The 15,025-nt window shown below is 68.0% G+C and carries 15 protein-coding genes; 9 read left to right on the plus strand and 6 right to left on the minus strand.

Features of this window, described 5'->3' with window-relative positions; translation table 11 throughout:
* The first annotated feature begins 15 nt into the window (after window positions 1–15).
* Genes G6N44_RS21715 through purQ form a run of 3 tightly spaced genes read left to right on the plus strand, consistent with a single transcriptional unit; the run spans window position 16 to window position 1,572 of the window.
* Window positions 16–651: an ATPase gene (locus tag G6N44_RS21715; RefSeq protein ID WP_276039343.1), complete on the plus strand. Its 636-nt coding sequence runs from the start codon at window positions 16–18 to the stop codon at window positions 649–651.
* Between the two features lie 10 nt (window positions 652–661).
* On the plus strand, window positions 662–901 hold the full coding sequence (gene purS, locus G6N44_RS21720; protein ID WP_163667488.1) for a phosphoribosylformylglycinamidine synthase subunit PurS: 240 nt from the start codon (window positions 662–664) through the stop codon (window positions 899–901).
* Window positions 898–1,572: a phosphoribosylformylglycinamidine synthase subunit PurQ gene (gene purQ, locus G6N44_RS21725; RefSeq protein WP_163667491.1), complete on the plus strand. Its 675-nt coding sequence runs from the start codon at window positions 898–900 to the stop codon at window positions 1,570–1,572. Before purS ends, purQ begins: the two co-directional genes overlap by 4 nt.
* 45 nt (window positions 1,573–1,617) lie before the next feature.
* On the opposite strand, the gene G6N44_RS21730 is transcribed toward purQ, so the two are convergent.
* Both G6N44_RS21730 and G6N44_RS21735 read right to left on the minus strand, forming a co-directional pair.
* The gene (locus tag G6N44_RS21730; RefSeq protein ID WP_163667494.1) at window positions 1,618–2,415 is read right to left on the minus strand and encodes a family 1 encapsulin nanocompartment shell protein; all 798 of its coding nucleotides are present in this window, start codon (window positions 2,413–2,415) and stop codon (window positions 1,618–1,620) included.
* Window positions 2,412–3,422, minus strand: a complete 1,011-nt coding sequence (locus G6N44_RS21735; RefSeq protein WP_163667496.1) for a Dyp-type peroxidase — start codon at window positions 3,420–3,422, stop codon at window positions 2,412–2,414. Before G6N44_RS21735 ends, G6N44_RS21730 begins: the two co-directional genes overlap by 4 nt.
* Window positions 3,423–3,472: 50 nt before the next feature.
* Between G6N44_RS21735 and G6N44_RS21740 the strand changes: the two genes are divergently transcribed.
* A complete protein-coding gene (locus G6N44_RS21740; RefSeq protein WP_163667498.1) occupies window positions 3,473–4,738 on the plus strand; it encodes a M18 family aminopeptidase in 1,266 nt (421 codons plus the stop codon).
* Window positions 4,739–4,814: 76 nt separating this feature from the next.
* Here G6N44_RS21740 and G6N44_RS29195 read toward each other — a convergent pair whose 3' ends face one another.
* Complete coding sequence (locus G6N44_RS29195; RefSeq protein ID WP_179964429.1) at window positions 4,815–5,390, minus strand: LGFP repeat-containing protein; 576 nt, start codon at window positions 5,388–5,390, stop codon at window positions 4,815–4,817.
* A gap of 187 nt (window positions 5,391–5,577) precedes the next feature.
* Here G6N44_RS29195 and G6N44_RS21750 point away from each other — a divergent pair, with 187 nt between their 5' ends.
* From G6N44_RS21750 to G6N44_RS21765, 4 genes are all read left to right on the plus strand, one after another.
* On the plus strand, window positions 5,578–5,925 hold the full coding sequence (locus G6N44_RS21750) for a VOC family protein (RefSeq protein WP_163667501.1): 348 nt from the start codon (window positions 5,578–5,580) through the stop codon (window positions 5,923–5,925).
* 106 nt (window positions 5,926–6,031) lie between these two features.
* On the plus strand, window positions 6,032–8,350 hold the full coding sequence (gene purL / locus G6N44_RS21755) for a phosphoribosylformylglycinamidine synthase subunit PurL (protein WP_163667504.1): 2,319 nt from the start codon (window positions 6,032–6,034) through the stop codon (window positions 8,348–8,350).
* Complete coding sequence (locus G6N44_RS21760; protein WP_163667507.1) at window positions 8,347–10,074, plus strand: alpha/beta hydrolase; 1,728 nt, start codon at window positions 8,347–8,349, stop codon at window positions 10,072–10,074. The genes purL and G6N44_RS21760 overlap by 4 nt, the downstream gene beginning before the upstream one ends.
* Window positions 10,074–10,727: an Rv0804 family intramembrane glutamic endopeptidase gene (locus G6N44_RS21765; RefSeq protein WP_163667510.1), complete on the plus strand. Its 654-nt coding sequence runs from the start codon at window positions 10,074–10,076 to the stop codon at window positions 10,725–10,727. Before G6N44_RS21760 ends, G6N44_RS21765 begins: the two co-directional genes overlap by 1 nt.
* Here G6N44_RS21765 and G6N44_RS21770 read toward each other — a convergent pair.
* Window positions 10,645–11,910 carry a hypothetical protein gene (locus tag G6N44_RS21770; protein ID WP_163667512.1) on the minus strand — a complete coding sequence of 422 codons (1,266 nt, stop codon included), beginning with the start codon at window positions 11,908–11,910 and terminating at the stop codon, window positions 10,645–10,647. The genes G6N44_RS21765 and G6N44_RS21770 overlap by 83 nt on opposite strands.
* Before the next feature lie 63 nt (window positions 11,911–11,973).
* A complete protein-coding gene (locus tag G6N44_RS21775) occupies window positions 11,974–13,179 on the minus strand; it encodes an MCE family protein (RefSeq protein ID WP_235682835.1) in 1,206 nt (401 codons plus the stop codon).
* Window positions 13,180–13,197: 18 nt separating this feature from the next.
* On the opposite strand from G6N44_RS21775, the gene G6N44_RS21780 reads away from it, so the two are divergent.
* On the plus strand, window positions 13,198–13,584 hold the full coding sequence (locus tag G6N44_RS21780) for a sterol carrier family protein (protein WP_163667518.1): 387 nt from the start codon (window positions 13,198–13,200) through the stop codon (window positions 13,582–13,584).
* A 1-nt stretch (window position 13,585) separates the two neighbouring features.
* On the opposite strand, the gene G6N44_RS21785 is transcribed toward G6N44_RS21780, so the two are convergent.
* Window positions 13,586–14,938 (minus strand): DoxX family protein, encoded by a 1,353-nt coding sequence (locus tag G6N44_RS21785; RefSeq protein WP_235682836.1) that lies wholly within the window; start codon window positions 14,936–14,938, stop codon window positions 13,586–13,588.
* Between the last annotated feature and the right edge of the window lie 87 nt (window positions 14,939–15,025).

Here is a 15,025-nt window from a genome sequence, read left to right on the forward strand (position 1 = left end):
CGGGTGATCGTGGCAATGTCGACCGTGCTCTGCGGGCTGACCGCAGCGCCCCCTCCGGCGTGGTCGGAGCCCGGCGCCGCCTGCCCGCCGCTGTGTGACCGCATCCCGGGTTCGGCGTGGGCGGACACCTCGAGACTCCCGCTGGACCGCGAGTACGACTGGCCCGGGCTGGCCGGCCTGGCAGTGACCGCCGTGGCACCGCGCTTCCGCTTCGAGGAGCAATGTGGGTCGCCGCTCGTGCCGGGTGACCCGCGCGGCTACGCCGTCGCCGAACGGTCCGAGGTCTCCCATCCCGACGGACACTGGCAACTGCGCGTCCAGGTGATCCATTGGCGCGGGGAGACCTGGCAGGGGGGTCAGACCGCGCTCGCGGTGGTGCAGGGGGCGGGCGGTGCGCTGCGGACCTGTCCGCAGGTCGGGACGTCGATCACCACCGACCGGCCCGGGCAGCTGGTGGCGGCGATGAACTTCGGCAACACCAGCGTGCTGCACCAGTACCTGCTCGCCGATCCGAACAACAGCACCGTGGTGGAGCTGGCCATGTGGTCGAGCACGCCAAAGCAGGTTCCATGGTCGGCGCCGTCCGATCGTCAGGTGCTCGATGCGCTGGCCGACCCACTGTGCACGGCCTACATAGGGTCGTGCCGGTAGAGTGTGCGCCGTGGCAAAGGTGGTTGTGCACGTCATGCCCAAGGCGGAGATCCTCGACCCTCAGGGGCAGGCGATCGTCGGGGCACTTGGTCGGCTCGGACATGGTGGTATCGCGGACGTCCGGCAAGGTAAGCGTTTCGAGCTCGAAGTCGACGACTCCGTAGCCGACGAAACCCTGGCCGAGATCGCTGAATCTCTGCTGGCCAACACGGTTATCGAGGACTTTTCCGTGAGCCGGGAGGGCTCGTGAGCACCCGTGTCGGGGTGATCACCTTCCCCGGGACGCTCGACGACGTCGACGCGGCCCGTGCGGTACGTCTGGCCGGCGCCGAGTCGGTCAGCCTCTGGCACGCCGACGCCGACCTGAAGGGTGTCGACGCGGTCGTCGTCCCCGGCGGCTTCTCCTACGGGGACTACCTGCGCTGCGGGGCGATCGCGAAGTTCGCACCCGTCATGGGTTCGGTCGTGGAAGCTGCGGGCAAGGGCATGCCGGTCCTCGGCATCTGCAACGGTTTCCAGGTGTTGTGCGAGGCCGGGTTGCTGCCGGGTGCGCTGACCCGCAACGCCGGCCTGCATTTCATCTGCCGCGACGTGTGGCTGGAGGTCGCCTCCAACACCACCGCCTGGACGACCCGGTACGACGCCGGCGCCGATCTACTGATCCCGCTGAAGTCGGGTGAGGGTCGGTACGTCGCCTCCGAGGCCGTACTCGACGAACTCGAGGGTGAGGACCGCGTGGTCTTCCGCTACCGCGAGAACCTCAACGGTTCGATGCGCGGCATCGCCGGCGTGTGCTCGGAAAACCGTCGCGTCGTCGGCCTGATGCCGCACCCCGAACATGCCACCGAGGCGTTGACCGGTCCGTCCGACGACGGGCTCGGGTTGTTCTACTCCGCGCTGGACGCGGTGCTCTCGGTTTAGTTCTCCGCACCGCGAGCGTGCGCAAACCGCTGCGGGGCATGACGACTAGGCGGTGAGGGCGACGGACGCCTCGGCGGTGTAGGCCAGGAACGTCAGGGTCTCCTGCAGATAGAGCTGCACGCTCTCCGCATCGTGGGACAGGTAGCCGATCGAGACGTCGGTGCCCAGCTGCAGATCGAAATCGCCACCGCGGGTGGACAGTACGAATGCACCGTCGATCGCCGGTGCCCAGATGATCTCACCGTCGACCAGCCGGCTCAAGTGCTCGCGGATCGGATAACCGTGCGCGGTGGTCTCGCTGACCTTGGTGTAGATCTCGGCCGAGAGCAGCACCGAGTACGGCCCGTCGACACCGGCCAGCCGCAGCTCTGAGAGCGCCTGAGCAATCACGTCCGGAATCTCGCGGGCATCATCGGGCAGGGCCAGCGCCTGGTTGGAGCTCGAGCTGCGGATGCCCTCGATCGACGCCGCCGGGTAGCCTTCGAAGATCGCCCGGTCCTCGACGAAGGCCAGCTTCTTGGCGGCCTCCTTGACCGGATCCCAGTCGGAATCCTGCGCGCCGCGTTCGACATCGTCAATCGCGGTGCGCGACACCGTGAACGGTATGCGCAGACGCACCAGCGGGCGGGAGCCGCGGAGGTGTGCGACCACGCCTTCGCCGGGAGCTTTCACGTCGAGCAGGTGGCCCGTGCTCACCGCCGCGGTGACCGGACCGCTGGGCCCGCTGACATCGACCACGCGTCGTCCGGCGATGTGCCGTTTGAAGGTCCGGCTGGCCTCGAGTTCGATCTCGGCCCAGGCGGACTCGGTGATCGGGGCAAGCTCGCGGTACAGGTTGTTCATTGCGGGATTCCTTTCAGGCTTCCGATCGCCAGGGAGGTGTCTTGCTTGGCCGTCGCGGGTTCTTCGACCGAAACCGGAAGCGGCGGTGGATCATCGAGGAAATCGATAGTGGGGACGAAGAACATGCCGCCGGTCACCGCGGTAGAGAAATCCAGGATGCGGTCGGTGTTACCGGGTGGATCGCCGATGAACATGTTGGTCAGCATGCGTTCGGTGATGGCCGGGTCGGCGCAGTATCCGATGTAGTACGTGCCGAATTCGCCACCGCCGAGCTCACCGAACGGCATGTTGCGCCGCACGATCTTCAGTTCGTTGCCGTCGTCGTCGGTGATGACGTTCAGCGCGATGTGAGAGTTGGAAGGTTTGACGTCATCGGACATTTCGATGTCGTCGAGCTTGGTGCGGCCGATCACGCGCTGCTGTTCCTCGACCGACAGCGAACGCCAGTCCGCCATCGCATGCACGTACTTCTGGATGTGCACGTAGCTGGCACCGGTGAAATCGGGATCCTCGGCACCGATCTGAACGGCGGCCGCCGCGGTGGACCCGTTGGGGTTCTCGGTGCCGTCGACGAAACCGAGCAGGTCCCGGTTGTCGAAGTACTGGAACCCGTGCACCTCGTCGACGACCGTCACCGCGCTGCCGAACTCCTGCAGCATCCGGTCGGCCAATTCGAAACACACGTCCATGGTGTCGGCGCGGATGTGCAACAACACGTCGCCCGGGGTCGACGGGGCCTGATGACGGCCGCCGTCCAGAGCGATGAACGGATGCAGATCGGCCGGACGAGGTCCGGCGAACAAGCGGTCCCAGGCGGCCGAACCGATACCGGCCACGAGCGACAGCTCCTTGGCCGGATCTCGGAACCAGATCGAGCGGACGATGCCCGAAATGTCAGGCAGCACGTCGTGAACGGTTTCCTCACCGCCGTCCTCGATCGTCAGTACCAGGAAGATGGCCGCCCGCGTCAGAAGGTTCAGCACCGGCTGAGGGATCGGATCGGGCACAATCCGACCCTACCGACACCGGCGGGGCGTTCGCCGGTCAAGATGAAAAGATGCCAGCTAGTGCGCAGGGCCTGTGCAAGTTCATCGACGCGTCTCCGTCTCCGTTCCACGTGTGCGCCACCGCAGCGCAACGCCTGCGTGACGCGGGATACACCGAGCTGGCCGAGACCGACAGCTGGACGGGCTCACAAGGAAAGTTCTTCACGGTCCGAGCGGGTTCGCTGGTCGCCTGGAATGCCGAGGACGCCGATCCAGCTGCGCCGTTCCGGGTCGTCGGCGGTCACACCGACAGCCCCAATCTCCGGGTCAAACAGCACCCGGACCGTGTCGTCGCGGGTTGGCAGGTGGTCGCACTCGCGCCGTACGGAGGGGCCTGGCTGAACTCCTGGCTGGACCGCGACCTGGGGATCAGCGGTCGGCTGTCGGTGCGTCGCGGCAACGCGATCGAGCACGTGCTGGTGCGGGTCGACGATCCGATCCTGCGGGTGCCGCAGCTGGCCATCCACCTGTCCGAGGACCGCACGGGCGTCAGCCCCGACCCCCAGCGCCACGTCAACGCGGTGTGGGGCCTGGGGGAGGACCCACGTTCGTTCGTCGGATTCGTCGCCGAGCGGGCCGGGGTCCAACCGGATGGGGTGCTCGGTTTTGATCTGATGACCCATGACCTGACGCCGTCGGCGGTCACCGGAGTCGGGGGCGAGTTCGTCAGCGCACCGCGATTGGACAACCAGGCCACCTGCTATGCCGGGCTGGAGGCGTTCCTGGCCGCGGACGCCGGAACCCAGGTCCCGGTGCTGGCCTTGTTCGACCACGAGGAGGTCGGCTCGACCTCGGATCACGGTGCCCAGTCCGAGCTGCTCCCGACCGTGTTGGAACGCATCGTGCTCGCCGAGGGCGGCACCAGGGAGGACTTCCTGCGCCGGACGGCCGGGTCGATGGTGGCGTCGGGGGACATGGCGCACGCGACGCACCCGAATTACCCGGACCGCCACGAGCCGGGACATCAGATCGCGGTCAACGCCGGGCCCGTGCTGAAGGTGCAGCCCAACCTGCGTTACGCCACCGACGGGCGGACCGCGGCGGCGTTCGCGTTGGCCTGCGACCAGGCCGGGGTGCCGCTGCAACGCTATGAGCACCGCGCCGACCTGCCGTGTGGATCCACCATCGGACCCATGACTTCGGCGCGGACCGGAATTCCGACCGTCGACGTGGGCGCGGCCCAACTGGCCATGCACTCGGCGCGCGAGTTTATGGGTGCCAAGGATGTGGCGGCGTACTCCGCCGCGCTGCAGGCGTTCCTGGCGCCGCAGCCCTGAGCCGCAGCGGCCGGTAAGACGAAGGCCGGGCTATTCCCGCGGGAATGGCCCGGCCTCATCAGCCTGATCAGTCGGTTCAGTGCTTGGTGACGGTGACCTCATCGGTCGTCGGGTTCCACGTCACGATGCCGTGCTCGAACGTGGTCTGCTTGTTGCCGTCGGCGTTGACGGTCTCATCGCTGGTCGGATAGCCCAGCTCGCCCTGCGAGCCGCCCAGCTCGTTCCACTTGTCGCGAATCTTGCCCCAGACAACGTAGGACTTGGTGGAGTGGATGATGACGCCGCCGTCGAACTGCTGGTAGACGCCGCCGTCCTCATTCTTCTGCTGCTCGCCGGTCGGCGCGCCCAAGGAGGTCTTGGCCGCCTCGTCGAGAGTGTTGTACTTCGCCAGGATGGGGCCGGAAACGGCGAACTCCTTGCCGTCGGCACCCTTCATCGTGGTTTTCTCAGTCGAGGCTCCCTCCTGTGGAGCCTCACCTGCGGTGGTGGTGTCGGGAGCGGCGACGGACGCTGACACCGACGAGACCACCGAACTCGCCGAACTGGCCGCGCCCTCGCCGGCGTCCTTGGCTGCTTGGCAGCCCGAGCCGATGAGGGCAAATCCGAGGATCGCAGCGGTGACGGAGACAGTTCGTTTCGTTGCTGTGTGCATGGCTTTCCTTTCGGAGTTGACTGGCCGCGGGCCAGGCCGCAGCCGACGCGATGCTATCGAGCCTGCCCCGCCGTGTGGTGCACTTTGCTGGACTCGGGCGAATTCGGCCGTCAACCTATCGGCTCGACGTCGGATCATGGGGCCCAGTCGGGGATTCCTGTCCCCGGCCTGATCTAGGGTCGCCGCCATGACACTCTCGGTGGAAATGATCACGTTCGACTGCGCAGATCCCGACACGCTCGCCGATTGGTGGGCGCAGGCCGTCAGCGGTTCGGTAAATGCCTATGCCCCAGGTGAATTCGTGCTCGTACAGCGGGACGGAGGACCCAATCTGGGTTTTCAGCGGGTGCCGGACCCGACACCCGGCAAGAACCGGGTGCACCTCGACTTTCACGCCGCGGACATGGAAGCCGAGGTGGCCCGACTGGTGGGCCTGGGCGCCACCGAAACCGGCAGGCACAACTTCGGCGAAGAGTTCAACTGGGTCGTACTGGCAGACCCGGCGGGCAACGCGTTCTGTATCGCGGGCGGATGACGCCGGACCGTGCGGCACCCTCCAAGGGTGTGGCGGAGCGCACAGTGGCCCAGGCGCACCAGCGGCTGCCCGCACCTATGGGCGAGCAGCTACTAAGCTGGACCCCGTGACGTCTGAGCTCACCCACGCGATCGACACGGTGCAGCGGGCAGCCGCCACCCCTGATCAGCCCCAGCCGTACCGCGAACTCGGCCTCAAGGACGACGAGTACCAGCGGATTCGCGAGATCCTGGGACGCCGCCCCACCGACGCCGAGCTGGCCATGTACTCGGTGATGTGGAGCGAACACTGCTCCTACAAGTCCTCGAAGGTGCACCTGCGCTATTTCGGTGAGACCACCACCGAGAAGATGCGCGCCGGCATGCTGGCCGGCATCGGCGAGAACGCCGGCGTCGTCGACATCGGTGACGGCTGGGCCGTCACCTTCAAGGTCGAGTCGCACAACCACCCGTCCTATGTCGAGCCCTACCAGGGTGCGGCGACCGGCGTCGGCGGCATCGTCCGCGACATCATGGCAATGGGTGCCCGGCCGGTGGCGGTCATGGATCAACTGCGCTTCGGTGCGGCGGACGCACCCGACACCCGGCGCGTGCTCGACGGCGTGGTGCGCGGCGTGGGCGGCTACGGCAACTCGCTCGGCCTGCCCAACATCGGCGGCGAGACGATCTTCGACCCCTCCTACGCGGGCAACCCGTTGGTCAACGCGCTGTGCGTCGGTGCCCTGCGCAAAGAAGACCTGCACCTCGCGTTCGCCTCGGGCACCGGCAACAAGATCATCCTGTTCGGCGCGCGCACCGGCCTGGACGGCATCGGCGGTGTCTCGGTGCTGGCCAGCGACACCTTCTCCGGCGACGAATCCGGCGCCGGCCGCAAGAAGCTGCCGAGCGTTCAGGTGGGTGACCCGTTCACCGAGAAGGTGCTCATCGAATGCTGTCTTGAGCTGTACGCGGCCGGCCTGGTGGTCGGCATCCAGGACCTCGGTGGTGCCGGATTGTCCTGTGCCACCTCCGAACTCGCTTCCGCCGGCGACGGTGGCATGCGCATCGAGCTGGATCGGGTGCCGCTGCGGGCCAAGGACATGACCCCGGCCGAGGTGCTCTCCAGCGAGTCCCAGGAACGCATGTGCGCCGTGGTCACGCCCGAGAACGTCGAGGCGTTCATGGCGGTCTGCCGCAAATGGGAGGTGCTGGCCACCGTCATCGGCGAGGTCACCGACGGCGACCGGCTCGAGATCACCTGGCACGGCGACACCGTGGTCGATGTGCCGCCGCGCACCGTGGCCCACGAGGGTCCGGTCTATGAGCGTCCGGTGGCCCGTCCCGACACCCAGGACGCCCTGGTGGCCGACACCTCGGCGAAGCTGCCTCGACCGAAGACCGGCGACGAGCTCAAGGCGACCCTGCTGGCACTGATCGGCAGCCCGCACCTGTGCAGCCGGGCGTTCATCACCGAGCAGTACGACCGCTACGTGCGCGGCAACACCGTGCTGGCCGAGCACGCCGACGGCGGCGTGCTGCGCATCGACGAGAACACCGGTCGCGGCATCGCGGTGTCCACCGACGCGTCGGGCCGCTACACCCAACTCGACCCGTACACCGGCGCACAACTGGCATTGGCCGAGGCCTACCGCAACGTCGCGGTCACCGGTGCCACCCCGGTCGCGGTGACCAACTGCCTCAACTTCGGGTCGCCCGAGGACCCGGGTGTGATGTGGCAGTTCAGCCAGGCCGTCCGTGGGCTGGCCGATGGTTGTGCCGCCCTTGGTATTCCGGTTACCGGCGGTAACGTCAGCTTCTACAACCAGACCGGCTCCACCGCCATCCTGCCGACCCCGGTGGTCGGCGTGCTCGGGGTGTTGGACGATGTGCGCCGGCGCATTCCCACCGGCCTGGGTACCGAGCCGGGCGAGACGCTGCTGCTGCTGGGTGACACCCACGACGAGTTCGACGGGTCGGTCTGGGCGCAGGTCACTGCCGACCACCTGGGCGGGGTTCCGCCCAGGGTGGACCTGGCCCGTGAGCAGCTGCTGGCCGAGGTGCTGACCGCGGCATCGCGCGACGGCCTGATCTCCGCGGCCCACGATCTGTCCGAAGGCGGCCTGATCCAGGCTGTGGTGGAGGCCGCCTTGGCCGGTGAAACCGGTTGCCGGATCATCCTTCCCGAAGACCTGCCCGAAGGCATCGACCCGTTCGTCTTCCTGTTCTCCGAGTCGGCGGGCCGCGTGCTGGTGGCCGTGCCGCGCACCGAGGAGAGCCGGTTCCGGTCGATGTGTGAGGCCAGAGACCTGCCGGTCACCCGGGTCGGCGTGGTGGACGAGGGCCCCGAAGGTGGAGAACCCGCGATCGAGGTCCAGGGCCAGTTCAGCATCACCCTCGCAGAGCTGCGGAGCACGTCGGAGGGCGTGCTGCCCGGGCTGTTCGGGTGACGGGGAAAACCCTCGACGAACGTCATCCCGTGCTGCGCTGGGCCTGGAGCCTGGTGCGGCTGGATTTCGCCGGCATTGCCGTCGGAACCCTGTTCTTCTGCCTCTCACTGACCCCGTCGCTGCTGCCGCGCGACTGGCTGTTCGCCGGGCTGATCGGCGGTGTCAACGCCGCCATCGGCTACGGTATCGGCGTCCTGCTGGGAAAAGTGCTGTACCGCTTTGCCTTACGGCGCAGGTCATGGTGGCCCCCGGGTAAGCGGGTGCTGCTCGGCCTCAAGGCGGTTGTCGTCGCCGTGGCGATCACGGCTTCCATCCTGATGCTGATCCCCGCGGCGGCCTGGCAACGGCAGGTCTCGGCGCTGATGGGGATGGAGGGCCCGGCCACGCCGGGCTATCTGCGCACCCTCATCATCGCGGTCGCCGCGGCGGCAGCGCTGATCGCCACCGCACGGATGTTGCGGGACGCCGTGCGGCTGCTGACCAAGGTACTCATCCGCCGCTGGCGTCTGAACCGCGAAGTGGCCCAGTTCATCGGCACCGCCATCGTGGTGGTGTTGGTCATCACGCTCGTCAACGGTGTGCTCTACCGTGGGTTCCTGGCCGGGGCCAGTCGGGTGTTCCAGCCGCAGAACTCCACCACCCGCGAGGGCGTCAGCCAGCCGTCCGAGGCCGAAAGATCCGGCAGCCCAGAATCATTCGCGGCCTGGGATTCGCTGGGATTCCAGGGCCGCAACTTCGTCGCGACCGGTCCGCGCGCGGCCGAGCTGGAGAAGCTCAACGGTGCGCCTGCGATGGAGCCCATCCGGGTGTACGCCGGGCTGCACACCGCGGACTCCGACCAGCAGCGGATCGCGGTGCTGCTCAGCGAACTTGAGCGCACCCATGCATTCGACCGCAAGCTGCTGGTGATCGTCCCGACCACTGGTACCGGTTGGGTCAACCCGGTGGCCGCCCGTGCGTTAGAGCTGATGTACAACGGCGACACCGCGATGGTCGGCATGCAGTATTCCTATCTGCCGAGCTGGATCTCGTTCATGGGCGACCGGGAGAAGTCGATGAACAACGGCCGGCTGATGATCGACGCGATCCATGCGCGCTGGGAGCAGTTGCCTCCCGAACACCGTCCCAAGCTGGTGCTCTACGGGGAGAGCCTGGGGTCGATGGCCGGGCAGGGCGCATTCAGTTGGCTCCCCGACATCTCCCGGATGGGCTTCTCCTCGGTGCTGTGGGTGGGCCCGCCCAACGCCAGCCCGTTGTGGCGGGGCCTGACCGTGCGCCGCGACCCGGGCACCCCCGAGGTGCGCCCCCGCTACGACAACGGCCGCACCGTGCGGTTTTCCGAGGCTGCCGACGCCGCTGAGATCGCCGACGACACGGCCGCGCCGTGGGAAGGCACCAGGGTCCTGTTCCTGCAACACCCGTCCGACCCGATCGTCTGGTGGTCGGCGGATCTGCTGTTCTCCGAACCGGATTGGCTGGTCGAACCGCCGGGGACGGACCGCACCGCCTCGATGCGCTGGTATCCGATCATCACGTTCTGGCAGGTGGCCGCCGACATCACCAACGCCTCGAGCGTTCCCAACGGACACGGGCACAACTACGGTGAATCGGTGCTCGACGGTTGGGCGGCAGTGGCCCCACCGGACGGCTGGACACCCGACGACACCGAACGGATCCGGCTGGCACTGCACAACACCGTGGCCGAGGACGGGCCCGAAAACTGATGACGGCAGGCCGGATTCGCGCCGTGGCGCTGGCGGCGGGCCTGGTGACGTGGAGCGGTCTGGTCGATCCGAGGCTGCCGGTCAGGTGGCAGCCGCTGGTGCGGGCGACACTCGGCACCGTGCTCATGGTCGGAACTCGGGCCCGGCCGGGACTGCGGCCACCGGCGTTGTGGTCGGGTCTGCGAGTGGGTGCGGCCGCCGCGACCGCGGTGAGTGCCGGGGTGGCGGCGACCTCGGCGGTGCCCAGCGTCCGCACCGGGATGCGGCAGAAGGCGCTGCCCGCAGCGCCCCGGAGTTGGCTGGCGCTGCGGATCCCGCTCGGGACCGTCTGGCCGGAGGAGGCGGCCTTCCGTGCCGCGCTGGGCCAGGTCGGTGCCCAAGCGTTCGGTCCGGCCGGCGGTCAGGTGCTGCAGGCCACGGCGTTCGGGCTGTCACACATCGCCGACGCGCGCGCTGCAGGCCAACCGGTGATTCCGACGGTGCTGGTCACCGGGGTGGCCGGGTGGGCGTTCGGCTGGCTTGCCCAGCGCTCGGCGAGTCTGGCTGCGCCGATGCTGGCGCACCTGGCGATCAATGAGGCGGGAGCGCTGGCTGCACTGGCCTGCCAAGCCGCGCCAGCAGCGCTGCCACCGCGAGGATCGCGGCCGCGATGACCAGGGGCCGCAACGTGAGCATCGCGAAGTCGGTGACCCGCAGCGGGATCAACACCACGCAGACCGTCACCACGACCAGGATCAGCCGCGGTGCCTGCTGCGCCGCGGCCGAGCCCGCGACACGCGAATTAGCTTCGGTGACAAGCATATAGACGACCAGAAGGAGCAGCGCGGGGACCGCCACCGGCAGTCTGCCGAGGTGATCCTGAAACAGGGAGAACGCCCCGGCCAGCACGCACATTACCGCGGACACCAGTAGCGCCACCTCCGGACCGGAACCGAACAGCCGCCCCGCGACGCGGGTGGCCGCCCACATCAGGGCCAGCAACGCGGCCGAGCCCAGGCACAACGCCGCGGTGGCGAACCAGTAGAACCCGGCGTCGGCGAAGAACTGCGAGACGATCAGCGAAAGATTCACCGCAGAGCCGTGGAACCCGCCGGTCGCGCCGAGGTTGGCCGCCGCCAGCAGGGCCACCGCGCCCAGCGCGGTAACCCCCACCGCGGTGCCGACCGGGCGCGCCACCGACTCCAGGCGGCCGCTCACCACCGTCGCCGCCTCGAAACCGATCAGGCCGAGTCCGAGCGGGATGGCCGCTGCGGTGGCCAGCAGGACCGAATCGACGTGGGTGCTGCCCATCGTCATCGGCGGGGTGCCCGTGGCCACCCGGGCCACGATCGCCAGCGCCAGGTAGAGGAAGATCAGCAGTCCCACGCCGGCCAGCGCGGCAGCCGTCGCACCCACTGCCCGGGTGGGCAGGTAGGCCACCACCGCACCGGCGATGACCACGACAGCCACCGACCAGCCGGGCCACCACCAACCGGCCAGCGCGGCGTCCAGGTCCGGTGCACCGGTCAACGGTTGCAGTGCGAGCGTCAGGGCGGCACCCACACCCAGAAGCACATACGCCGCGAGTTGGACGAGGCTGGTGAACCGTCCGGCTGCCGGACCGACCGTGGCGGCCACCAGGTCACCTGTGGACACCGCCTGCGGCGCGTACCGGTGCAGGCGGGCGAACGCGAAGATCAACACCGCCACGATCGCCGCGGCGCACAGGCCCGCCACCCCGTTGAAGATCGCCGCGCCGATCGGTGCGAGGGACAGGCCGACGGCGCGCCACGCCGGAAGCGGCGGGGGCCAGGCCGCGGGTGGTTCGGGGCTCGCCGGTACTGCGCGCTTAGGCATCGGCACCACCGTTCACAAAGTCCCCTCTCGCCCGAAAACCCCCGGGTCAAGATCGTAGAGCCGTCACGGATTGATTGTGGGTTCACCGATCTGACGGCCCCAGACATAGTCGACGAAGATCGGCGATCCCAGTTCGACATGGTTGTACGGCGCAATCGACAAACCGGTGTCCATCACCAGATACGGCGCAGGCCACAGGTCGGCGGTGATCGGCTTCCAGCAGCCGGGCTTACCCTCGGGCCCGCCCTTGGCGTTGACCCGCGGCAGATTGTCCGGATAGACGTAGGCGTTGCCCACGCCGATGCTCGACAAGGTCCCGGTGCTGTCGAACGAATATCCGTTGTCGCCGCCGAACGTCGCATAAAACGCGGGCGCGACGTCGTGATAGTTGCGGATGGTGCAGAACAACTGCCCCTGATACTTGTCGAACAGCTCCGACGTCGGGATCAGATCCTCGGCCCCGCGCACGAGATACGGGCCGCCCCGCTCGAGGATGTCGGCACCGGTTCCGGCGAAGCCGACCGCCGCGATCAGGGCGGCATCGAGGTGACCGCGCTGGGAGTTGAAGGTCGCCGCGCTGCGCGCGGCGTTGCCCAGGCCGTCGAACAGGTCGGGTCCGGCTGCCGCATATCGCTCGCCGAGATCAGCCAGCGCGGCAATGTCATGGCGCAGCGCAGGCATGCGCGGATTCAGATCGTCGAGGATGGTGTTTCCGTCGGCCAGCGACTGCCCGAAGGCACTGCCCAGCCCGCTCAACGCCTGGGCGGTGGCGGACAGGGTCTGGTTCAGCTTGATCGGGTCGACCTGTTCGGTGATCGCGGTGATCGTCTCGAACAACGTGTTGAACTCGGTGGTGACCGCCGTGACGTCGAGGGGTTTCGAGGTTGAAACCCGTTGCAGGCTGGGATGTTCCGGTGCAGTGAAGGCTACGTACTTGTTGCCGAACACGGTGGTCGCCTGGATCGAGGTCTGCACGTTGGCCGGCAGCAGGTCCAGGTACTTGGGGTTGATCTCCAGATGCACCAGAGCCCGGACCGGATCGGAGTCGGCGCTCACCGAACCCACCCGGCCGATCGGAACCCCGTTGTAGGTCACCTTCGAACCCGGATCGAGGACCAGACCCGCGCGTGAGGCCAGCAGCGTCAGCGCCACCCTGGGTTCGAAAGCGCCTCGGAACTGCGCCACGATCAATCCCAGGATCAGCGCAAGGATCACCAGAAATGCGGCACCGGCCGTGCGGTACGGCGGATTTCGGTGATCGGCCAACACTTTGCGAGACTCTATGGCATGGCCGCGCGAGGCAATGTCGATCCGCAAAAGACCAGGGCCGCGGTCGCCGTCGTGGCCGACTGGCTGCGCACACCCACCCATCCGGAACCGGCCCGCACCGAACTGGCCGAGGCGGTCCGGTTGACGGCCCGCACCCTGGCGGCGATGGCACCGGGCGCCAGCGTCGAGGTCCGGGTGCCGCCCTTCGTGGCGGTGCAGTGCATCGAAGGGCCGCGGCACACCCGCGGCAATCCGCCCAACGTCGTGGAGACCGATCCGCGGACCTGGCTGCTGCTGGCCACCGGACTGCTCGATCTCGACGCCGCCGGTTCCGCGGTGCAGATGTCGGGATCGCGGGCCGGCGAAGTTGCGCGGTGGCTGCCGCTCGTGGACCGATCCGACTGACTCATCGGAAGTACGGATACTCCTGCACCCAGTGGAAGCCGCGGTTGCGCAGGGTGAATTGGTCGAGATCCAGACGGTCGAGCGAGATCGTGACGTCGCGGCCGGACAACGTGCCGGTCAGTCGCAGCTGGTCAGACGCCGGCTCGGAGGCGGTGAGCGTGGCCAGGGGTGAGCCGTCCGGTCCCGACACCGTCAGGCTGTTTCCGTCGAGCTTGACCGGTGCGTCCACCAGTTCGCCGCTCATCCGCTGATAGGTCATGACCTCTGGCAGGTCGAAAACGACCCGCTGCCAACGGTACTGATCGGTGGTCAGCGGCGGTGCCGTCCTACCGTCGACGTCGAACCGGCTCACCGTCCAGATCCCGTACCACTCGGGTTTGGCGCGGCCGCCGCCGTACTCATTCCAGCTCTGCCAGCCGACCATGACGCAACCGGCCACCATCCAGATGCCCAGCACGGCCTGCAGCCGGGCGGCGAGGGTGTTCGCGCGGGCGTCGGTGAACAGTTCGGGTTGGCCGGTCGGCTCGGTGCGCCGCTGCAAGACGAGGAAGTCGGCCAACCGGCGATACTGTGGGGCCAGCAGCACCAGACCCATCAACAGCAGATGCCCGGACAGGATCTTGACCGGCACATCGAAGGTCATGTTCAGCAGGAAGACCTGCACCATGCTGGCCACGCCGAGCAGCGCGCCCAGCGTCGCGGTCCGCGGCAGGAACAACAGCAGCCCGGCGACCACCTCGGCGGCGCCCAGCGCCATCTCGTACGGATAAGAGCTGCCCACCTGCAGCCACAGCACCGAGGCCGGGCTGAACTCGCCGTACGGGCGAAGCAATGCCGCCAACGGCGGGGCCGGCATCTGCGTCGGGATGAGCTTGGCGAATCCGTAGAACAGCATCTGTCCGGCTACGCACAGCCGCAGAAACGTCAGGAACCAGGCCCACAGCCGCGAGTAGTCCGGCCGCTGCCGGTCTATCCACGACCACACCGCGGTGCCGACAGCGGCGACGACCAACAGGCAGAACACCATCACCCAGATCGAGGCCTGATCCCCGCTGCCCGAATCCCTGTGCAGAGCCGCCTCGACCCCGAAGACATGGCTGCCGACCCAGCGCAGCACCGGGTCCAGCACAGTCATCTGCCACATCACCGCCTGGTCCGGCAGCCAGCGGGTGAGGACCCCCAGGAAGGTGAAGGTGATCTGCGCGAACAACAGACAGAACAAGCCGAAGTACAGGAAGCAGAACCGGAATGCGATCTTCGTCACCTCCGGCCACGGTTGCCGCTGAGCCACGGCGTCGGAATCGAGGGGATCGGTTGCCGGCTTCTCCGAGAGTTGGCGCGTCACGAAATCCATCCTTGCCGTTGGTATGTGGTGCGTCGATGGGGTTGTCCCGACGGATCCGGATGCGGGTGGCAACCCCGCCGGTCGGTGACGCCGGAA

Source organism: Mycolicibacterium alvei (assembly GCF_010727325.1).
In the GTDB taxonomy this organism is placed as follows: domain Bacteria; phylum Actinomycetota; class Actinomycetes; order Mycobacteriales; family Mycobacteriaceae; genus Mycobacterium; species Mycobacterium alvei.